Source organism: Salinicola avicenniae (genome assembly GCF_023736115.1).
Lineage (GTDB): Bacteria > Pseudomonadota > Gammaproteobacteria > Pseudomonadales > Halomonadaceae > Salinicola > Salinicola avicenniae.
Map to the genome: position 1 here is coordinate 542,001 of NZ_JAKQZC010000004.1, position 22,276 is coordinate 564,276.

The window sequence follows — 22,276 nt, forward strand, 5'->3', positions numbered from 1 at the left end:
GGCGGAGCATCTCTCGATCTTGACTGTCGCGACAGTATCGCATGCTTGCTCGCGGGGCTCGAAGTTTTCAAGATGCTAAGCTGGCTAATCACGCTGGATGGCAAGTGTGATGGGCGTGGGCGGGAATCGCTATTCTGCGGAGGCACGGCATGACATTTCAGGTGGAGCGTATAGGCAGTCTCACCACGGTGGCGCCCGAGGGCTGGAACGCCGTGGTCGGCGATCGCTACCCTTTTCTGCGCCACGAGTTTCTTGCCGCGCTGGAGGCCTGCGGTTGCGCCACGGCGGCGACCGGCTGGGCGCCGGATCATCTGGTGGTGCTCGCCAATGCAGTGCCGGTCGCGGTGCTGCCACGCTACGCCAAGGCGCACTCCCGCGGCGAATACGTGTTCGACTGGTCCTGGGCCGACGCCTGGGAAAACGCGGGGGGCGACTATTACCCCAAGTCGCTGTCGGCGATTCCGTTCACGCCTGCGACGGGCCCCAGACTGGCGGTGGCCGAGGGCGTCGATCGGCGTGCGGTGGTCGAGGCGCTGGCCCCCGTGATCCGCGAACGTGGCTTGCCAAGCTGGCATCTGCTGTTTGCCGACGGTGACGAGGTGGACGATTGGCAGGCTGCTTTCGGCGCGCCGCTGATGGAAAGGAATGCCGTTCAGTTCGCCTGGCACGACGATGGCTATGGCGACTTCGACGGGTTTCTGGCGCGGATGAACTCGCGCAAGCGCAAGGAGATTCGGCGTGAGCGACGCCGGGTCGCCGAACAGGGCTTTGCCTTCGAGCGCCTGCGTGGCGAGGCGATCGATGATGCGGCCCTGGCGCAGTTCTACCGCTGCTACTGCATGACCTATCTCGAGCGCGGGCAGCGCCCCTACCTCAACCTCGAGTTCTTCACGCGACTGCGCGACGCCATGGCCTCGCGCCTGCTACTGGTGCGTGCCAGCGTGGCCGGGCGGGCGGTGGCGGCAGCCTTGTGTCTCGAAGGCAGCGATACCCTCTACGGGCGCTACTGGGGCAGCGAGGTGGAGGCCGATTTCCTGCATTTCGAGACCTGTTATTACCAGGGTATCGAGCACTGCCTCGAGCGCGGGCTCGTCCGCTTCGATCCCGGTACCCAAGGCGAACACAAGCTGTTTCGCGGTTTCGCACCGACGCTTAGCCGTTCGCTGCACTATCTCGAGCACAGCGGCTTTCGCGAGGCGGTCGAGGATTTCTGTCACGAGGAACGTGCCCACGTCGAGGCTTACCTTGATGCCTGCCGACAGCGGCTACCCTTCAAGGCGCACGACGCCTGAGCGCAGACGTGTGCCGGGATGCTATGCTCGATAGCCGCTCGCCGTGCCAGGCGGATTGTCGCGATCAAGGACACCAACCCGATGGATTTTCTCAATGAAGCCGCGGTGCTGCTAGGGGCTGCGATCATCGCGGTTCCGCTCTTCCAGCGCCTAGGCCTCGGCTCGATACTCGGCTACCTGTGCATCGGGCTGCTGGTCGGTCCTTCGATCAGCGGCTTTATTTCCGAACCGGATGCTGTACTGCATTTTTCCGAGTTCGGCGTCGTCATGCTGTTGTTCATCATCGGCCTGGAACTCGAGCCGCGACGGCTGTGGTCGATGCGCAAGCGGCTGCTGGGGCTGGGGAGCGCGCAGCTTGCCGGCTGTGCAGCGCTGCTGACGCCGATCGGTCTGCTGCTGGATCTGCCGCCGAGTATCGCGATCTTTCTCGGTCTGACGCTGGCGCTGTCGTCGACCGCATTCGCGCTGCAGGTGCTCAACGAGCGCCGCCAGCTGGCAACGCCGCATGGTCAGAGCGCCTTCGCCATGCTGCTGTTTCAGGATCTGGCCGTGATTCCGCTGCTGGCGCTGCTGCCGTTCCTGGCCGGCCGAGCCGACGCCGCGCCGGACGATGGCTGGGTCATTGCCCGCAGCATCGGCACGGTGATCGCGGCGATCGCCTTTGGGCGACTGGTCTTTCCGCGTGTGCTGTCGCTGATCGCACGCAGCGATGCCCACGAGATCTTCACCGCCGCGGCGCTGTTTCTGGTGCTGGGCATGGCGATGGTCATGGAATGGGCCGGTCTGTCGATGGCGCTGGGGGCCTTCCTGGGGGGGGTGATGCTGGCGGATACGCCCTATCGGCATGAGCTCGAGGCCAATATCGAGCCGTTCAAGGGGCTGCTGCTGGGGCTGTTTTTCATCGCCGTCGGCATGTCGGTCAATCTGTCGCTGGTCATGCAGAATCTGCTGCTGGTCGCCGGGCTCGCGGTGGCGATGACGATCGCCAAGATGCTGGTACTAGGGCTGATCGGCTGGCTGGCGAAACTGCCGCGTACGGAGATCCCGCGACTCGCTACCATTATCGCCCAGGGCGGCGAGTTCGACTTCGTGCTGCTGACCGCGGCAGTGACGGCGGGCGTGATCGACCAGCGCATTGCCAGCCTCTGTATCGCCGCGGTGACGATCAGCATGGCGGCGACACCTTTTCTCTATCAGTTCGGCGAGAAGGTCGGCAATCGGCTGCGCGAAAGCCGGCCTTACGATACCGATTTCGGTGACGATACCCCGCCTGTGATCATTGCCGGACTGGGGCGCTTTGGCCAGATGGTCGGGCGTACCCTCAAGATGCAAGGCGTCAGCTTCACGGCGCTCGATCCCAATATTGCCCAGGTCGAGTTCATTCGTCGCTTCGGCTCGCGGATCTTCTACGCGGATGCCACGCGGCCCGACCTGTTGCGGGCGGCAGGAATCGACAAGGCTCGGCTGCTGGTGATTGCCGTCGACGGCGAGCACGCGGCGTTGACGATTGCCCGGGTGGCCAAGACGCATTTTCCGCATCTCACCGTGTGCGCGCGGGCGCGTAATCGTCACCATGCCTGGCAGCTGATGGAGGCTGGTGTGGACAGCGTGGTTCGCGAGACCTTCGCCTCGAGCATGGAGATGAGTGTCGAGGTGCTGAAGGGGCTGGGCTATCCAAGTGGCAACGCCATCAACGCGGTCCGTACCTTCCGCGATTTCGATAACCAGTTGCTCAAGGACACCTATACGCACCGAAACGATACCGAGCAGTTGATGGCGACCGAGAAGGCCGCGATGGCCGAGCTGAAGTCGCTATTCCAGCAGGAACTGAACCGGGGGCGCCAGAAGGGAGCGATGGCAGGCGTGACCGACGAGGCGCCGCCAGCAGCTTCGGAGGACAATGATGACCACGCAGACTCAGAAACCGACCCAGAGACAGATGCAGACGCTGATACAACGCCTCGCCGCGCTTGAGCTGCCTGTCGATGAACTGGCGCCGCTTGGTGGCGGCGATAGCGGTGCCAGCGTGTGGCGAGCCAAGGGCGAGCGTGACCTGGTCGTCAAGCGCGACGAGCCCGCGCGTATCGCCGGCGAGGCGGATGGGCTACGGGCGCTGGCGGCCGCCAGTCGATGCCTGATCGTGCCGGAAGTGCTCGCCGAGGACGCGGACCTGCTGGTGATGACTGCGCTGGAACGCGGCGGCCGACGGGATCCCGTGGCGCTCGGCGAGGGTCTGCGTCAGTTGCACGTCGACTCGCGAAGCTCGGAAAAGGGGCACGGCTGGCCCAGGGACAATGCTTGTGGGTTGACGCCGCAGCCCAATGCGCCGCTGGACGACGGTCGGCGGTTTCAGCGCGAGCGACGCTTGTGGCCGCTGATGGCCCTGTGCCGGGAGCGCGGTCTGCTCGATGCGGCCCTGGCGGCGCGGATAGCACGGGTCGCCGAGACGCTCGAATCGTGGTTGCCCGACACCCCCGCCTGTCTGGTGCACGGTGATCTGTGGTCCGGCAATGTGATCTTCACGCCCCGGGGGCCGGCGATGATCGATCCGGCGGTATATCGTCACTATGCGGAGGTCGACGTGGCGATGCTGACGCTGTTCGGCGATCCCGGCGCGGCCTTTCACGAAGCGTACTGGGATGGTGATTGCCCGGACGACTGGTCGCGCCGGGAAGCGTTGTTTCAGCTCTATCCGCTACTCAACCACCTCATCTGTGTTCGGGACAGGCTATCGACGTGGCGTCGAGCGAGCGGTGTCGCGCGTGCTCGACGCCTGAGTTGAAGCCAGGACCTACAGGCCTACAAGGTGAGGCTAGCGCCAAGGTGAGGCTAGCGCCCGGGTATCAGGCGGTGGGTGGGGTGCGCAGTATGCGGGCAAAGAACGTGTCGATCATGCGCGGGCCGACGTCGCCGATATCATAGCTTTCCGGATCGCGCAGCCAGTCGTACATGAGCCCCGCGAACATCGACATCAACATGCGGGTGGCGATCTCCGGCGAGATGCTCTCGGTCAGCGTGCCGCGCTCGCGGGCCTGCTCGAAGCGTTCGACCATGGTGTCGTAGCACTCGCTGGCGAGCTTTTCGTGCAGCGCCTGCACGTCGACGTCGCTGGCGACCTCGCAACGATGGAACAGAATGGTATGAACGCGGCGGGAGCGGGGGCGCTGGAGTCGCTCGATGGCGTGCAGCGTGGCCCGTCTCAGGCTTTCCAACGGCACGTAAGGGCAGTTGGGATCCTCGACTTCGTCAAGAAGTTGGCGCAGGGGGGTCTTGACCCGCTCGAGCATGGCATGGAACAGGTCGGACTTGTTCTTGAAATGCCAGTAGACGGCGCCACGGGTCATACCGGCTTGGCGCGCAATCTGCTCGAGCGAGGTCTTGGAGACGCCGCGTTCGAGAAAGATGACTTCCGCTGCGTCCAGCAGCGTTTCTCGGGTGGCCTCGGCTTCGGCCTTGGTGCGTTTGGGCATGGGCTGTCGATTCGTGAGCGTGGCGTTGACTGGCTACAGGGCGTCTGACAGCGAATTGTTGAATAGTGCTTGCAGCCGTGTCGAAGCAGCATACCGCATTCGTCACAAGTTTACATTCACGTATGTATGCTTGTAAGCTCTCTATCATCAACCTAGGTATAACCTTCCAGGACGGATACACATGCGCCCTTACAAGATGAATCGTGCCATGGCTCTCGGTGGCGCGATAATGCTCTCTTTTGCTCTGTCGGCCTGTGGCGGTGACGACCCGTCGGAGCAAAGCAGTCAGCAGCAAGGCGGTCAGGAACAGCCGCCCACTCCGGCCGAGGTCCTGCAGGTACAGTCGCGGGATATCGCGCTTTCCAAGCAGTATCCGGCGCAGATCCGCAGCAATCGTGAAGTCGTCGTCATGGGCCGCGTCGAGGGTATCCTTGAGTCGCGTCACTACCGCGAGGGCAGCCTGGTCGAGGAGGGCGACAAACTCTTCACCATCGAGCCGGCGCCATATCAGGCAACCGTCGAGCAGCGCCAGGCGGACGTACAGAGCGCCCAGGCGGAAGTCTATCGTGCCCAGCGTGATGCTGACCGCTACGAGCGTCTCTACAACCAGAATTCCGTGAGTCAGCAGCAGCGCGATCAGGCCCAGGCCGACCTGCGCACCGCGCGTGCCTCTCAGGCCCAGGCGCAGGCAGCACTGCGCAGTGCCGAGATCGATCTCAGCTATACCGAAGTCAATGCGCCGGTCAGTGGCATGATCAGCCTGAGCGAGGTCAATGTCGGTAATCTGGTCCAGCCGCCGCAGGAGCTGGCAACGATCACGCCGTTGAATCCTATCGAAGTGCGCTTCTCGCTGCCGGCCAGCGATGCCGCTGCGCTTCGTCGTCAGCGTCAGCAGGGCGATGAGGAGGCGGCCAACATGGCAGTCTTGACGGCGCCCGGTACCGAAAGCGCGACACAGGATGCGCTGGAGCTCGAGGGCACGGTCGACTTTCTGGGGTCGCGCGTCGACGAAGCGACCAGCACGGTGCAGGCCGAAGCCGTGTTCGAGAATGACGAGCAGCTGTTTCTGCCCGGCCAGTTCGTGCGCGTCTCCTTGCCGCAGGTCAAGCGCTACGACGTCTTTGCCGTGCCGGCGATCGCGGTCACCGAGGGCCTGAAGGGCCCGCAGGTCTATGTGGTCGACGACGAAGGCAACGTCGAGGCGCGTTTCGTGTCGCTGGGCGAGGTTGCTGGCGACTGGCAGATCATCACCGGTGGTCTCGAGTCCGGCGATCGGGTCGTCGCGACCAACATTGCCAGCGTCTCCCCGGGTGACAAGGTCGATGCCCAGTCGTTCAGCGGTGACGTGCCCGAGCCGCAGGACAACGCCGGCGAGAATCCGTCACAGGTCGACGGCGCCCAGGGTGGCGAGGGCGTCGAAGGTAGTGAAGGTCAGGCGTCGGCATCTGAGCGTTCGCAGCAGGACGGGAGCCAGTAACGCATGAATGTCTCCAGCGTTTTCATCAGGCGGCCGATCTTTGCGACCGTCATCTCGATCATCATCACGCTGGTCGGCGTGATGGCGATGCGGGTGCTGCCGATCGAGCAGTATCCGCAGGTGGTCCCGCCGACCATCAGCGTATCGACCAGCTATCCGGGCGCCAGTGCGCAGACGGTGTCCGAAACGGTGGCTTCGACCCTGGCGCAGGAGATCAACGGCACCGAGGACATGATCTATCTGACCTCGTCGAGCTCCGACAGCGGTCAGATGTCGATGACGGTCTACTTCGCGATAGGCACGGACCCGCAGACGGCGACGATCAACGTCAACAACCGGGTGCAGCGGGCGCTGTCGCAATTGCCCAGCGAGGTCCAGTCCCAGGGCGTCACGGTCGAGCAGCGCTCCTCCAGCGTTCTGATGTTCATCGGGATCACGTCGACTTCCGATGCCTATGATTCGCTCTACCTGACCAACTACGCCAACATCAACGTTACCGACTCGCTCAAGCAATTGCCGGGCGTCGGGCAGGCCGAGGTATTGGGGAGTCAGGAATTCGCGATGCGGGTGTGGCTCAACCCCGACAAGCTGGCTCAGTACGACCTGACGCCGGCGGAGGTCTCCTCGGCGATCCAGGTGCAGAATACGGTGGTGGCCGCGGGTAAGGTGGGGGGCGAGCCGCAGCGTGATCCGGCGCCTTACACCTATACGATCACCACCCAGGGCCGCTTCAGCGACGTCGACGAGTTCCGCGACATCGTCTTGCGTACCAATGCCGATGGCTCGTCGTTGCGCCTGGGCGATGTGGCGCGCGTGGAACTCGGCAAGAACAGCTACGGCATTCAGGCCTACGTCAACAACGCGCCGATCGCACCGATCGCGATCTATCTGCAGCCGGGTGCCAACGCACTGCAGGTCGCGGGCGAAGTCAAGGACGAAATGGCGCGGCTGAAAGAGCGCTTCCCGCCGGGGCTCGACTATCAGATTCCCTACGACACCACGCTGTTCATCAACGCGTCGATCGAGTCGGTGGAACACACCTTCGTCGAGGCGCTGCTGCTGGTCGCGGTGATCGTGTTCGTCTTCCTGCAGAGCTGGCGCTCCACGCTGGTGGCGATGTCGGTGGTCCCGATCGCCGTGGTGGGCACCTTCGCCGGCATGTACCTGCTCGACTTCTCGATCAACCTGCTGTCGCTGTTCGGCATGATACTGGCGATCGGGATCGTGGTTGACGATGCGATCGTGGTCATCGAGAACGTCGAGAGGATACTCGAGGAGGACGAGGAGGCGACGCCGTTCAGCGCCTGTCTGGAGGCGATGAGGGAGGTCTCCGGGGCCGTCATCGCGACCGCCTTTATCATGACCGCCGTCTTTGTGCCGGTCGGCTTCATGAGCGGCATGACCGGCCGCATGTACCAGCAGTTCGCGATCACCATCGCGATGTCGGTCGCCATCTCGGCCATCGTCGCCCTGACCTTCACCCCGGCGGTCAGCGCCCTGTTCCTCAAGCATCAGGAGCGGGCCAAGCAGTCGAAGCTGGTGCAGGTCATTCGCAAGCCGTTCGACTGGTTCAACAAGATATTCGACAAGATCACCGACTTCTTCATGCTGCTGACCAACCTGGTCATTCACCAGGTGTGGCTGGTCGTCGTCGGCATGGCTGCGGTCGCGGTTATCTCCTGGTCGCTCTACAGCAACCTGCCGAGCGGGCTCTTGCCGACCGAAGACCAGGGCATCGCGATCGCCTCGATCTCGCTGCCGGCCGGCTCATCGGTGGCCCGGACGGATGCCTACATCCAGCAGTTGAGCCAGCGTCTGCAGGACGAGGTGCCCGGGGTCGAGTACGCCGTGGGCGTGCCCGGCTACGATATTCTGTCGAGTTCGCCAAACACGGCCAAGGGCGTCATCTTCATTGCCTTGAAGCCGTGGGAGGAGCGTGACATCAGTGTCGATCAGCTGATCGGTCGGGTCATGCAGATGGGCGCCGAGATTCCCGGTGGCCAGACTATCGCCTTCAACATGCCGCCGATCCAGGGGCTATCGCCGACCGGCGGCTTCACCGGCTATCTGCAGTCCTTCGACGGTGCCTCACCGCAGGAGTTGTCGGATGCGGCCAACAAGGTGATGCAGGCCGCCGGCGAGCGTCCGGAAATCGGGCAGGCGTTCTCGACGCTCGACGTCAACGTTCCCTCTTACGAGGCTGACGTGGATATCGAGAAGGCACGCAGTCTGGGCGTGGATATCGGCGATCTGAACACCACGCTGTCGAGCACGTTCGGTAGCTCGTTCGTCAACTACTTCACGCGCTCGAGCCGCAACTTCCAGGTCTATCTGCAGTCGGACGACAATTTCCGTCGCAACCCGGAAGATATCGACAAGGTCTACGTGCGCGGCGGCGATGGCCAGCGGATCCCGCTCTCCGAGCTGGTGACGCTCACCCGCAGCAAGGCGCCGACCGTCATGCAGCGCTATGACGTCTACCCGGCCGCACAGTTCTCGGGTGGCCCGGCGGCAGGCTACAGCTCCGGCGAGGCTGTCCAGGCCATGCAGGAAGTGGTCTCCGAGACGCTCGGGGCCAACTATGGCATGGGCTGGTCCGGCGAGGCCTATCAGCAGGTCAACGTTGCCAGCGGTGCGGCACTGGCCCTGACGTTCGGCGTGGTCATGATGTTCCTGATCCTGGCGGCGCAGTACGAGAGCTGGACACTGCCGCTGGCGGTCGTGACGGCAGTACCGTTCGCCTTCATCGGTGCCGTGCTGGCGGTACACCTGGCCGGACTGACGACCAGTGTCTACCTCCAGGTCGGATTGCTCGTGGTCGTCGGACTGGCGGCGAAGAACGCGATCCTGATCGTCGAATTCGCCGAACAGCAGCGCCAGAACGAAGGGCTTTCGGTGATCGAAGCGGCCAAGACCGCCGCGCGCCAACGTTTCCGCCCGATCGTCATGACCTCGCTGGCGTTTATTGGCGGTACGCTGCCGCTGGCACTGGCCAGTGGCGCGAGTGCCGCAAGCCGTAATCAGATCGGTACGCCGGTGGTCGGCGGCATGATCTCGATCACCCTGCTGGCCACGATCTTCGTGCCGGGCGCCTATGTGCTGATCATGCGCGTCACGATGTGGCTACGGTCGAAAACACACAAGGACGACGACCAGAAGCAGATCGAAAGCCATTGATCCGCTCGCGTCCGTACCGCGCGATCCGCCGAGTGGGTGCGACAAATTAACCACTCGGCTGGTCATGCCAAGGCAACCCTCTAAATGGGTTGCCTTTTTTTTGTGCCGACGACAGGCATAGCGGACCGAGTGACAGCGCGCGCTTTGACGCCCCGGAAGCGTTGGCATATATCTGTTCAGGAGGGCCGCAGAGGAAGGTGCTGTTAAGGCCGGCCCGTCTCGATCGACATCATCCGACCTGCGCGCCCACGGGCACAAGAGATCCTCTTCGCGTTCGCGACACTCGAGGTCGACGCCACGCGGACCCTGTCAACGTGTTAACGCGCGTTATGGCAAGAGTGGGGACAGCCGGCGCAGGATGTCGAATCGGTGTTGGCTAATGCACTTACATGCTGGTGACTGGCTGTTCAGGAGGCTGGACATGACGCAGGCGGCAGTTCGAGTCAGAAGAAAGGAAACCAGCCGGCAGGGGGAGAGCGTACCCGGTTACGCGATACCCGCCGACCCCGCGGAGCCGCGCTCATCGACCGGCCCTTCGGTCGCGCCGATGTCGGCCCACCGTCGTCACGTGCTCTTCGTGACCACCGAGATCGCGGATTTCATCAAGGCTGGTGGGCTGGGGGATGTCTCCGCCGCGCTGCCGCGCGCGCTCAAACCCACCTACGACGTTCGCGTGCTGATGCCCGGCTACCGACAGCTGCTGTCATCGGGCCGCCCCATCGTGACGGTCGCCAGGCTGCCCGCCGTTCACGATCTCCCCGCTTGCGAGATCGGTCGCCTGCTCTGCGAAGACGGCCTGGTGATCTATGTGGTGCTCTGCCCGTCGCTCTATGACCGCGAAGGCAATGCCTATGGCGACGAACTGGGCGAAGGGTGGGACGACAACGATATCCGCTTTGCCAGGCTGGCCATGGCCGCGGCAGCCATCGTCAACGACCCTGCGTTGCTGGACTGGCAGGTGGACCTGCTGCATCTCAACGACTGGGCAACGGGGCTCACGGCCGGTTACGTGAGGTGGTTGGGCAAGCGCTACGTTCCCTCGGTCTACACTATTCACAACTTGGCCTATCAGGGGGTCTTTCCGGTCGAGCGGCTGTCGGCGCTGGGGATTCCGGCCTCGGCGTTCCATATCGATGGCGTCGAGTTCCACGGCCAGCTCTCCTTCATGAAGGCCGGCCTCTCCTACGCTTCCCAGGTCACGACCGTCAGCAGCAACTATGCGCACGAGATCACGACACCGGCTTTTGGCTGCGGGCTCGAGGGACTGCTGGCAAAACGGGCGCTCGAAGGGCGTCTCAGCGGCTTGCTCAACGGTATCGACGACCGTTGGGACCCGCGTACCGATCCGCACCTGTCGCCGAACTTCGGCATCAACGATTGGCACGGCAAGCGCGCCAATACCCAGCGCGTACGCCGTTTGTTCGGCCTCGCGCCCAGCAGCGGTCCGCTGTTTGCCGTGGTCTCCCGATTGGTGGCCCAGAAGGGGCTGGATCTGACCGCGCAGGTTGCCGAGACTATCGTGCGCCGCGGCGGGCAGCTGGTGGTGATCGGTCGCGGCGAGTACGTCATCGAGCAGTCGCTGATCGAGATGGCGGCGCGCTACCCCGGTCAAGTCGGGGTCAATATCGGCTTCGACGAGGGCGAGGCGCGCCAGATCTATGCGGGCAGCGACTTCCTTCTCATGCCATCGCGTTTCGAGCCGTGCGGCCTGAGCCAGCTCTACGCTCAGCGCTTCGGTTCGCTGCCGGTGGCCCACCGTACCGGCGGTCTTGCCGATACCATCCAAGATGGCATCAATGGCCTGCTGTTCGACGAGATGACGCTCGAGAGCTACCGCACCACGGTGTCGCGCGCCTTCGATCTATTCCGGGCCACGGATCTCTTTTATGCCATGCGGCGGGCGGCGATGGCCGGCCGACTGCACTGGCGCCAGGCGGTGGTTCCCTACCGAAGTCTCTATGCGGAGCTGCTGTCGGAGGCGACGGTACGTAGCGGTGATACCGTCGAGCTACGCTGATGAGGCAAGACGTTGTCGCCACCAGCGATCCCGGTCGGGAAGGTCACGCCCGCGCGATGGCGATCTCCGTGCTGCTGGCAGCGAGCGTACCGACGGGGGCGGGCCAGGCGGGCGACGTTTGGCCGTGGGACGACGATGCCTGGATGCGCTCGCGGGCGGGCCGGCACGGCGGAGACCTGCCGCTGTCGCTCTACCGCCTGGATGCCGCCGACTGGTATGCCTCGCGCTTCTCGTTGCCGCTCGATTGGGACCGGTTGGCACAGGAACTGGTGCCCTACGTCGCCGATCTCGGGTTCACGCATATCGTGCTCGATGCGGCGCTGATCGAACAGCCACCCGCCATCGTCTGCCAGTTCGTCGAAACCTGCCACGTGGCGGGTGTCGGCGTGCTGGTGCGACGCCCGACCACGATGGCGCCGTTGGCCTGGCAGCGCTGGTGTCGTCAGTGCCATGTCGATGGTAGCGAGGAAGCGGCGGCCGACAGCGGGCTCGACGGGCGGGAGGGCGCTCTAGCCGCCGAGAGTGCCCCACCCGATCACTATCGACTGTTTCTCGATGCCGCTGCCAGCGATACGGTCGCGCTCCGCGTTCGTTCCCGCTGGGCGAATGCTTGTCTCCGTTATCTGGCCGATGGTCCGGGCGGGCGTTCGCGACAGCACGAGGCGTGGGTCGCGGCGCTGACGCCGGGCGATGCCGACCGCAGCATCCTGATGCAGCTGCCGGAAACACCGCTGGCGCTGGGCCAGTGGCGGCTCTCCGTGGCCGGCAATTCGTGGCAGCGGTTCGCGGCGCTGCGTGCCTGTCTGGCACTGATGTGGGCGTTGCCCGGCGACAAGTTGCTGGCCATGGGCGTCGAACTGGGACAGGTGCTGGCGCCGCCAAGCGATCGTCCGCTGCACTGGCCGCTGCTGTTCGAGAATGCCCATGCCGGTGTGCTCCGGCTGGTCGCGGACCTCAATCGTCTTTATGTCAACGAGCCGGCGTTGCAGGTACCGCCGGACGAACGCCTCGGCTTCGAATGGCTGATCGACGACGACCGCGACAATAGCGTCATCGTGTTCGCGCGCCACGCCGAGAGCGGGCATGCCACGCTGATCTGCCTGAGCAACTTCCAGGGCTGCGTGCATCAGCGTTATCGCCTTGGCGTGCCCTATGCCGGCTGGTGGCGCGAGATCTTCAACAGCGACAGCGTCTTCTATACGGGTGACAACATCGGCAATGGCCGTGGTGTGCGCGCGGAGCCGATCCCCAGCCACGGTCATGCGCACTCGCTCGATGTGAGCGTGCCGCCCATGGCGACGCTCTTCCTGCGTCACGAGGTATGGCACGGAGCGGCATCATGAACCTGCCTTCGGGAGCGTCAGTGTCGGACTTCCTACCCACCTATGGTGCCAATCGACTGGCCGATGGCCGGTTCCGGTTTCGGCTATGGGCGCCGGACGCCGTGAAGGTCGAGCTCGAATGCGAAGGAGAACGACCGCTTCCGATGCGGCCCGTCGGTGAGGGCGACTTCGAGCTGACGCTGTCGTGCGAGCCGGGTACGGCCTATCGCTATCGCGTGCATGTCGATGCCGACGGGGCCGGCATGGCCGTTCCCGATCCGGCCTCCCGCGCGATGCGCGAAGACGTCGATGGTTTTTCGCTGGTGGTCGATTCGCAGGCCCATGTCTGGCGCGAGACGGCCTGGCGAGGTCGGTCGTGGGAAGAGAGCGTGATCTACGAGTTTCATCTCGGCGCCGGTGGTGGGGTCGAGGGACTGCGCGAGCGCCTGCCCGCCCTGCGCGAGCTGGGCGTCACGGCGATCGAACTGATGCCGATTGCCGAGTGCCCGGGGCGTCGCAACTGGGGCTACGACGGTGTCCAGCCCTACGCGGTGGCCTCGCACTACGCGACGCCGGCGGCGCTCAAGGCGTTGATCGACGATGTGCACGCAGCCGGGCTCATGATCTTCCTCGATGTCGTCTACAACCACTTCGGGCCGGATGGCAATTTCCTGCCCCACTATGCCAGTGCCTTCTTTCGCGACGATCTCGAGACGCCCTGGGGCGGGGCGATCGATTTCCGTCGGCCTCAGGTGCGGCGTTTCTTCATCGATAACGCGTTGATGTGGCTGCTTGAGTATCGCTTCGACGGCCTGCGGTTCGATGCCGTCCATGCGATCAGCGAGCGCGATTTTCTGGTCGAACTGGCGCGCACGCTGCGCGAGCGGGTCGACCAGGATCGGCACTGCCACCTGATTCTCGAGAACGAGCACAATCAGGCCAGCCTGCTCGATCCGTCGCTGTTCGATGCCCAATGGGCCGACGACTGGCACAACGTGATGCACGTGCTGCTGACCGGCGAGCGCGAAGGCTACTACATCGATTTTGCCGATGATGCCACGGCCAAACTGGCGACGGTGCTGGGCGAGGGCTTCCTGTTTCAGGGGCAACCGTCACGCAAGGGTGAAGCGCGCGGCGAGCCGAGCGCCCACCTGCCACCGACCGCGTTCGTCAATTTTCTGCAGAACCACGATCAGATCGGCAATCGCGCCCTTGGCGATCGGCTGTCGACCCTGGCCGACCCGGATTCGCTGGCGGCCGCGACCCTGCTGCTGCTGCTCTCGCCCGGTATTCCGCTGCTCTTCATGGGTGAAGAGTGGGGCTCGACGCGTCCTTTCCTGTTCTTCACCGATCATCGCGATGCGCTCGCGGATGCGGTACGCGAAGGGCGACGGCGCGAATTTGCCGATTTCAGCGCCTTCGAGGATCCCGAGCAGCGGGCGCGGATTCCCGATCCCAACGCCGGTGCAACCTTCGATGCCTCGCGGCTCGACACGGGCGAAGCGGCGCTGCCGGTACATCGGCGCTGGCATACCCGGTTTGCCGCCTGGCTGGCATTGCGCCACGCGGAAATCGTGCCGCGCCTGGCGGGGAGTCGCGCGCTGGGCGCGACGGTCCTGGACGAGCACGCGGTTCAGGCGAGCTGGCAGTTGGGCGACGGCAGCCGGCTGACCATTGCGCTTAATCTGAGTGCCCACCGGGTACCTGCCGAGCCCGGCGCAGGCCGCCTGCTGGCGTGCTCGCGCGAACCGGCGCCATCGGTCTCGCTGTCTGGCGGTCTACCGGCGCGCTGTGCTGTGGCCTGGTTGGCACCCCAGCCGGCCGAGTCCGCGTCGGTGCGGCAGGTAACCCGGACGGAGGAGGGCGCATGACGACGCGCGACGATACGCTGCGAACGCTGGCCGAGAACGTGGGTTTGATGTTGACGTGGACCGACAGCAGCGAGCAGCCTCGCGAACTGCCACCGGAGCGTCAGCGTGACATGCTGACTCGTCTCGGCTGGCCGGCGAGCAGCGATGCCGAGGTCGCCGAGAGTCTGGATCGCTGGTACGCCGCGCGGCATCCCACGCAGGTACAGCAGTTGCCGCCGCTGTTGATCGCCGACCAGGGTTGCGGCTACCGGATCGGTCTGGCTCGCCCTGAGGGCATCCATTTCGTCCTGCACCAGGAGGATGGCGCGACGCTGGAGGGGCGACTGGACGCGACGGGATGCCTGCCACCGGTGGCTGTACCGGGTTACCACCGGCTGACCTTGCTGCAAGGCGATGGTAAAGAGGGTGTGAACCTGACGCTGGCGGTGGCGCCATCGCGCTGTTTCGGGATCGCCGATCTTCCCTCTGCTTCTTCCGCTTCCCCATCGCCAGCTGGCGCACCCTGGGGCATCACGGTTCAGCTCTACGCGCTGCGTCGGGATGACGATGCCGGCATCGGCGACCTGCAGGCCCTGGCATCGCTGTCGCAGGCACTGGCCGCGCAGGGCGCGGATGCGCTGGGCATCAGCCCGGTTCATGCCCTGTTCGGTGCGCATCCGGAGCGTTTCAGTCCCTATTCCCCCTCTAGCCGGCTGTTCTACAACGTCTGGCACGCCGCCCCCGAAGGCATTTTCGATGACGAGACGGTGGCGCGGGCCACGGCGCCCTTCGTCGAAGAGATGGCGGCGGCCGCGAGAGGCGATCTGATCGACTGGCCGGCCAGCGTCAAGCTGAAAATGGCCGTGCTCGAGCGCCTGTTCGTGCAGCTGCAGCGCGACGAGTCCGCGATCGAATGGCGCTCGCGTTTCGTCGCCTTTCGCCGCGATGGCGGCGACAGTCTGGAACGCCACTGCCGCTTCGAGGTACTGCTTGCCCATGCCGACGATCCGGATTGGCGCCGCTGGCCCGATGCCTGGCGGCGTCCCGACAGCGCCGAGATCGAGGCCTTTGCCGAGACGCATCGCGAGGCGGTGACCTTTGTCGCCTTTTTGCAGTGGCTGACGGCGGTTGGGCTCGAGCGTGTCCAGCAGAATGCGCTCGAGGCGGGCATGGCCATCGGCTTGATTGCGGATATCGCCGTGGGCGCCGATCCTGCCGGCAGCCAGGCCTGGAGCCATCCGGAGACGCTGCTTGGCGGCTTCAGCGTGGGCGCGCCGCCTGATGCCTTCAATGCCTTGGGACAGGACTGGGGGGTGGCCGCGTTCTCGCCGGACGGCCTGCGTGCCTCGGGCTACCGTGGCTTTATCGACATGCTGCGCGCCGGCTTTGCCCATGCCGGCGGCGTGCGTATCGATCATATTCTCGGCTTTTCGCGGCTATGGCTGGTGCCCGAAGGGGCATCCGCCGACGCCGGGGCCTACTTACGTTTCCCGTTCGACGATCTGATGCGGCTGCTGGCGCTGGAGTCCTGGCGGCATCGAGCCATCGTGATCGGCGAGGATCTCGGTACGGTCGAGCCGGGACTGCGCGAGCGACTCGCCGCGCGTGGCGTGCTGGGCATGAGCGTGCTCTGGTTCGAGCGCGAGGGCGACCACTATTTGCCTCGAGAGGCCTGGCGGCGCGATACCGCGGCGACGACCAGTACCCATGATCTGCCGACCGTTGCCGGTTGGTGGGAGGGCCGTGATCTGGCGTGGCGCGAGCGCCTGGACCTGTTGGCGCCGGATGAGAGCGCCGAGTCGCTGCAGGCGATGCGCGAGCGCGATCGTCGGGAACTGGTGAGCTGCCTGGGTCACGGACTGAAGTCGCAGAGCCCGGCCGAGGCGGTGGTCGATGCCGCGCTGGAACATGTGGCGGCCACGCCGACGGCACTGGCACTGCTGCCGTTGGAAGATGTGCTGGGGCTGGAAGAGCAGGCGAACCTGCCCGGAACGCTGGAAACTCATCCCAACTGGCGGCGTCGGCTGCCGGTGGCCGCGGAGCGCTCGCTGGCCGAGCCCGGTATTCGCGAGCGGCTGGCAAGAGTGAACCGACACCGGAGTCCGACGCGATGAGGGCGCTGCGGGCGACGGTCCGTCTTCAGTTGCATGCCGGGTTCGATTTTGCCGCCGCACAGGCGCAGGTCGATTACTACGCGGCGCTTGGCGTCAGCCATTACTACCTGTCCCCGATTCTTGCCTCGAGACCCGGTTCGCCGCACGGCTATGACGGAATCGATCCGACGCGCGTCGATCCGGAATTGGGCGGAGAGGCCGGGCTCGAGCAACTGGTCGCAGCCCTGCATGCGCGCGAGATGGGCATTATTGCCGATATCGTGCCCAACCATCTGGCGGTCGGTGCGGACAACCCCTGGTGGCAGGATGTGCTGGCGCTGGGCCGCGAGAGTCGATACGCCGGCTGCTTCGATATCGACTGGGCACAGCCGGGTTGCGACGGCAAGCTGCTGCTGCCGTTTCTCGGCGACCGCTACACCGAGGTGCTGTCGCGGGGCGAGCTGGTGCTCTCGTGGGCGGCGAGCCGGCAGCGTTTCGAGGTCGTCTATCACGACCATCGCTTCCCGATCGCCCCGGACCAGATGGCCGAGGTGATCGACGCCGAGGTGCCGGCTTCCGGTCTGCGGGAGGACGATCCTCGCATCCGGACGGCGCTGCTGCGCCACGACGCGAGCCACACGGAGGGCCGCGCACGCCTGCATGCGCTGCTCGAGCGCCAGGCCTATCGGCTGGCCCACTGGCGTACGGCCAACGACGCGCTCAACTGGCGGCGCTTCTTCGATATCACGGAGCTTGCCGGTGTCCGCGTCGAAGACGAGAGCGTGTTCGATCTCTCTCATGTCTATCTGCTGTCGCTGGTCGAACGTGGCTGGATCGACGGGCTGCGCATCGATCATATCGATGGCCTTGCCGATCCGAAGGGATACTGTCGTCGCCTGCGGGCGCGGCTGGATGGTATCGCGGCGCAGCGCCGCGACGGTGACTCGCTGCCGATCTTCGTCGAGAAGATCCTCGGCGGGCACGAGGCGCTTCATGACGACTGGGGCGTGGATGGCACGACTGGCTACGAATTTCTCGATCTCGTCTCCGGGGTGCAGCATGACCCGGCCGGGCAGACGCCGTTGCAGGCGTTGTGGCAGTCGGTCAGCGGCCGGCCGGCGGATTTCGCCGTCGAGATCGCACGCGCACGACGCGAGATGATCGCCGGGCCGTTGACCGCCGAGTTTGAGCGTGCAGTGGCGGCGATTGCTGTGCTGGCCATGTCGCAACCGGCGACACGCGAGTTCAGCGTGCCGGCAATACGGCGCGTGCTGGGCGCACTCGCGGTCGGCTACCCGGTCTACCGCGGCTATGCCGATCGACACGGCCGACCGGCAGCGGACGAAGGCGATTTTCAGGTCGCGCTGCGCCGCGCCGAGGCGGCACTCTCCGCGGCAGATGCCGCCTGGCTGCCGACGCTCGACGACTGGCTCGGCGCCAGGGCGCCGGAGGTTGTCGAGGCACCTGAAAGCGACTGGCGGCTGACGGCCATCGTGCGGTTTCAGCAGCTGACCTCGCCGCTGGCGGCCAAGGCGGTCGAGGATACCGCCGGCTATCGCTCGGCGGTTCTGCTGTCGCGCAACGATGTTGGCTGTGAAGGGGACACGTTTGCCTATTCGATCAGCCGGCTGCACCGGGCCAATCGGGACCGTCTGGCACATTTTCCGCTCTCGCTGCTGACCACCGCGACACACGATCACAAGCGCGGCGAAGACGTTCGCGCCCGGCTTGCCGCGATCAGTGAATATGCCGACGAGCTGGCGCCGCAGTTGCGTGACTGGGCCAGTGACGGCCGACTTCACGATGCGCCTGAGCGGCCAAGCGGCGGAGACCGGCTGATGCTGCTACAGCTGTTGTTGGCGGCCTGGCCGATCGGGCTCCGGCGTGATGATCGGGAAGGGCTCGAGACCTTTGCCGAGCGACTGGTGGCCTGGCAGCGCAAGGCGATGCGCGAGGCCAAGCTGGCAAGCCACTGGCTGGCGCCGGACGCGGCCTACGAACAGGCCGGCGAGGATGCCGTGCGCCGGGCGCTGGCGGGAGATGAGCTGACCCATGCCCTGGCCGGGCGCGCGGCCTGGCTGGATCTGCCGGGGGCGATCAATGGCCTGACGCAGACGGTCCTGCGCCTGTGCGCCCCCGGCGTACCGGATCTCTATCAGGGCACTGAGTTCTGGGATCTCTCGCTGGTCGATCCGGACAATCGCCGCCCCGTCGACATGGCGGCACGCCGGGAAGCGCTGAGCCAGGCCGAATCGCCGGCCGCTGCCTGGCGTCACTGGCGGGATGGCGGCGTCAAGCAGGCGGTGATAAAGCGCCTGTTGACGTTGCGTCGGGATCATACCGATCTCTTTCGCGCGGGCGACTACCTGGCACTCGAAGCCCGTGGCAGCCGAGCTCAACACGTCATCGCCTTTGCCCGATGCTGGCAGGATCTCGTGATGATCGTGGTCGCTCCGCGTTTCTCCCGCGGCCTGCTGGGCGCCGAGCCCGAAGTTATCGCAGACGAATCTGCTGCCGGGCAGCTCGATTGGGGCGACACCGTCATCGATCTAGCGGGGCTCCATGACGCCGCGGGCATGTCCGCCGGTGAACTCGAAGGATGGCTGACCGACGATGCCTGGACGATGACAGGCGGCGAACTGTCTTTGTCACGCCATCTGGCTCGTTTTCCCTGTGGTGTCTGGGTGACAAGGCGTTGAAACCGCGACGCTGAAAAGAGCGGGTATGTCGAACACCGCGTCTCGGCGGCGTGAGCCAGCCGGCAGAGAGGCCGGGCACACCGATATGGGGAGCGCGATAGGGAAACGACAGGGATGGCTAAAGATCTTGCCAAGGAGCGCACCATGCAGAGGAGTCGATCATGATGAGCAGTCGCGAACAGCGTGTACGGATGTTGGCCTATCGCCTGTGGGAGTCGGAGGGCCGCCCCGATGGACAGGAGGCGCGCCACTGGGTGATGGCGGAGCGCATCGTCGAGGCCGAGAACGCTCGCGAAGAGGAACAGGAGTGGCAAGCGGTCCGTGATGAGCCATCGCCGCTGGAGGGCGAGGACCCCACGGCGGAGCCTGACGAGATCGGCATCGACGAGTCACGGCTGCCGCTCGACGACCCCGAGACGGAGGCGCGCAAGGAAGCGGATACCGGTGTCGAGCCGACACCGCCACGCAAGACTCGCGCGGGTCGAGGCAAGTCGACAGCGAGTCAGTCGATGAAAAGCAAGACGGGAGAGGAAAGCGGCGGCGAGAAGCGCAAGCCCGTGGCGAAACCGCGCAAGCGGTCGCCCTCGGGGGAGGGTGACAAGAACGTCTAGGCAGTTGCCTGTCGACGGCATTGGGCTGTCCGACGAGGTTTTGGAGATACGATATGAGCGACATGCGGTGGGGCCGGGAGTCGGCCGAGAGCAAGGCGGTCCAGGGAGGTGTGCTGCAGCGTTCGCGCATTCGCGAGGGACTGCCGTATCCGTTGGGCGCGACCTGGGATGGCCTGGGCGTCAACTTCGCCCTCTTCTCGGCCAATGCAACCCGCGTCGAACTCTGCCTGTTCGACGAGAGTGGCGACACGGAGATCGAGCGCATCACGCTGCCCGAGTACACCGACGAAGTGTGGCACGGCTATTTGCCGGACGCCCGTCCGGGGCAGCTCTACGGCTACCGCGTGCATGGGCCCTACGAGCCCGAGGCCGGGCATCGTTTCAATCCACACAAGCTGTTGATCGACCCTTGCGCCAAGCAGTTGGTCGGCGAGCTGAAGTGGGACGATGCGGTCTATGGTTACACCATCGGTCATCGCGACGGCGACCTGAGCTTCGACAAGCGTGACAGCGCCCCCTTTATGCCACGCTGCCGCGTTATCGATCCCGCTTTCACCTGGGGGCGGTCGAGCGAAATCCTGGTGCCCTGGAGCAACACGGTTATCTACGAGACGCATGTCCGTGGCTATACCATGCGCCATCCGGCGGTGCCCGAGTCGCTGCGCGGCACGTTTTCGGGGCTCGCGGTCCCGGAGGTGATCGAGTACCTCCAGTCGCTCGGCGTCTCTTCGCTGGAGCTAATGCCGGTGCACGCGTTCGTCGATGATCGTCACCTGCAGGAGCTCGGGCTACATAACTACTGGGGTTACAACACGCTCTCCTTCTTCGTGCCGCATCCGCGCTACATGGCGACCGACGATGTCAGCGAGTTCAAGCAGATGGTCGCACGGTATCACGCCGCAGGTATCGAGGTTCTGCTGGACGTGGTCTACAACCATACGGCGGAGGGTAACGAGAACGGCGCGACGCTCTCCTTACGCGGGATCGACAATGCGTCCTACTATCGCCTGATGCCCGATTCGCCGCGTCACTACATCAACGATACCGGTACCGGCAACACGCTCAATCTATCCCATCCGCGCGTGCTGCAGATGGTGACCGACTCGCTGCGCTACTGGGCCGAGGAGATGCGTGTCGATGGCTTCCGCTTCGATCTGGCGACCATTCTGGGGCGCGAGGACGATGGTTTCGATGAAGGTGGCGGCTTTCTCGACTCCTGCCGACAAGACCCGGTGCTGTCGCAGTGCAAGCTGATCGCCGAGCCATGGGATTGCGGCCCCGGGGGATATCAGGTCGGCAAGTTCCCGCCAGGCTGGGCGGAGTGGAACGACCGTTTCCGTGACGACATGCGCGCGTTCTGGCGCGGCGACAATGGCCAGCTGCCGGCGTTCGCCAACCGGCTGACGGCATCGGCGGATCTGTTCAATCACCGCGGGCGCAAGGCGTTCTCGTCGATCAACTTCATCACCGCCCATGACGGCTTTACCCTGCGTGATCTGGTCAGCTACAACGACAAGCACAACGAGGCCAACGGCGAGGAGAACCGCGACGGTCACGAGAACAATGTCTCCTGGAACCACGGTGTCGAGGGCGATACCGACGATGCCGAGATTCGCGAGTTGCGGCTGCGCCAGATGCGTAACCTCATGGCGACGCTGATGCTCTCCCAGGGGACCCCGATGCTGCTGGCGGGAGATGAATTCGCGCGCACGCAGGGCGGCAACAACAACGCCTACTGTCAGGATAGCGAGATCGGCTGGGTGGACTGGAATCTCTCCGAGGAAGGGAAAGGCCTGCTGGCATTCACTCGCTTCCTGATTCGGCTGCGGCGCCAGTATCCGATTCTCGAGCGAGGGCGCTTCATGACCGGGGCGCTCAACGAAAATCTGGACATCAAGGATGTCACCTGGCTGACGCCCGAGGCAGAGGAGATGGCGGTCCAGCACTGGCACGATGACGCTCGCCGGGCGATCGGCGTGATTCTCAACGGGCACGCACAGCCCACCGGAATCTGTCGTCCCGGCAACGATGTCACGGTGCTGCTCGCGATCAACGCCAGCGATGAGGACGTGACCTTCACGCTCCCGGATGTGCCGGGCGGCAACGAATGGCTACGACGGGTAGAGACCTTCGACCCGGGGGCAGCCGATGTGCATTGTGCGATGGGCAGCGAGTATCTGGTGAGAGAGCGGAGCCTGTCGCTGTTCGAACTGGTGGAGGACGGCGATGGCCCGCTACACGCCTGATCGTGCCGTTGCGACCGATGCG

Annotated in this window: 13 protein-coding genes; 12 read left to right on the forward strand and 1 reads right to left on the reverse strand. The window is 65.0% G+C overall.

Going from position 1 to position 22,276, the window contains the following annotated elements; translation table 11 throughout:
* Positions 1-149: 149 nt before the first annotated feature.
* The 3 genes from MC381_RS11870 to MC381_RS11880 all read left to right on the forward strand — a co-directional run bounded on the left by MC381_RS11870 (position 150) and on the right by MC381_RS11880 (position 4,074).
* Positions 150-1,292: a GNAT family N-acetyltransferase gene (locus MC381_RS11870; protein ID WP_251977957.1), complete on the forward strand. Its 1,143-nt coding sequence runs from the start codon at positions 150-152 to the stop codon at positions 1,290-1,292.
* Positions 1,293-1,373: 81 nt separating this feature from the next.
* Positions 1,374-3,266 carry a monovalent cation:proton antiporter-2 (CPA2) family protein gene (locus tag MC381_RS11875; RefSeq protein WP_251977958.1) on the forward strand — a complete coding sequence of 631 codons (1,893 nt, stop codon included), beginning with the start codon at positions 1,374-1,376 and terminating at the stop codon, positions 3,264-3,266.
* Positions 3,196-4,074: a fructosamine kinase family protein gene (locus MC381_RS11880; RefSeq protein ID WP_319022842.1), complete on the forward strand. Its 879-nt coding sequence runs from the start codon at positions 3,196-3,198 to the stop codon at positions 4,072-4,074. The genes MC381_RS11875 and MC381_RS11880 overlap by 71 nt, the downstream gene beginning before the upstream one ends.
* Before the next feature lie 61 nt (positions 4,075-4,135).
* On the opposite strand, the gene MC381_RS11885 is transcribed toward MC381_RS11880, so the two are convergent.
* Positions 4,136-4,762: a TetR family transcriptional regulator gene (locus MC381_RS11885; RefSeq protein WP_251977959.1), complete on the reverse strand. Its 627-nt coding sequence runs from the start codon at positions 4,760-4,762 to the stop codon at positions 4,136-4,138.
* 181 nt (positions 4,763-4,943) lie between these two features.
* On the opposite strand from MC381_RS11885, the gene MC381_RS11890 reads away from it, so the two are divergent.
* The 9 genes from MC381_RS11890 to glgX all read left to right on the forward strand — a co-directional run bounded on the left by MC381_RS11890 (position 4,944) and on the right by glgX (position 22,254).
* Complete coding sequence (locus MC381_RS11890) at positions 4,944-6,239, forward strand: efflux RND transporter periplasmic adaptor subunit (RefSeq protein ID WP_251977960.1); 1,296 nt, start codon at positions 4,944-4,946, stop codon at positions 6,237-6,239.
* A gap of 3 nt (positions 6,240-6,242) precedes the next feature.
* Entirely contained in the window at positions 6,243-9,416 is a 3,174-nt protein-coding gene (locus tag MC381_RS11895) for an efflux RND transporter permease subunit (RefSeq protein WP_251977961.1), read from the forward strand.
* A gap of 421 nt (positions 9,417-9,837) precedes the next feature.
* Positions 9,838-11,433: a glycogen synthase GlgA gene (gene glgA, locus MC381_RS11900; RefSeq protein WP_251977962.1), complete on the forward strand. Its 1,596-nt coding sequence runs from the start codon at positions 9,838-9,840 to the stop codon at positions 11,431-11,433.
* Positions 11,433-12,776, forward strand: a complete 1,344-nt coding sequence (locus MC381_RS11905; RefSeq protein ID WP_251977963.1) for an alpha amylase C-terminal domain-containing protein — start codon at positions 11,433-11,435, stop codon at positions 12,774-12,776. The genes glgA and MC381_RS11905 overlap by 1 nt, the downstream gene beginning before the upstream one ends.
* Positions 12,773-14,626: a malto-oligosyltrehalose trehalohydrolase gene (treZ, locus tag MC381_RS11910; protein ID WP_251977964.1), complete on the forward strand. Its 1,854-nt coding sequence runs from the start codon at positions 12,773-12,775 to the stop codon at positions 14,624-14,626. Before MC381_RS11905 ends, treZ begins: the two co-directional genes overlap by 4 nt.
* Positions 14,623-16,719 (forward strand): 4-alpha-glucanotransferase, encoded by a 2,097-nt coding sequence (gene malQ / locus MC381_RS11915; protein ID WP_251977965.1) that lies wholly within the window; start codon positions 14,623-14,625, stop codon positions 16,717-16,719. The genes treZ and malQ overlap by 4 nt, the downstream gene beginning before the upstream one ends.
* On the forward strand, positions 16,716-19,397 hold the full coding sequence (treY, locus tag MC381_RS11920) for a malto-oligosyltrehalose synthase (protein WP_251977966.1): 2,682 nt from the start codon (positions 16,716-16,718) through the stop codon (positions 19,395-19,397). Before malQ ends, treY begins: the two co-directional genes overlap by 4 nt.
* 161 nt (positions 19,398-19,558) lie before the next feature.
* On the forward strand, positions 19,559-20,008 hold the full coding sequence (locus MC381_RS11925) for a DUF2934 domain-containing protein (RefSeq protein ID WP_251977967.1): 450 nt from the start codon (positions 19,559-19,561) through the stop codon (positions 20,006-20,008).
* Positions 20,009-20,061: 53 nt separating this feature from the next.
* The gene (glgX, locus tag MC381_RS11930) at positions 20,062-22,254 is read left to right on the forward strand and encodes a glycogen debranching protein GlgX (RefSeq protein ID WP_251977968.1); all 2,193 of its coding nucleotides are present in this window, start codon (positions 20,062-20,064) and stop codon (positions 22,252-22,254) included.
* Positions 22,255-22,276 lie beyond the last annotated feature (22 nt).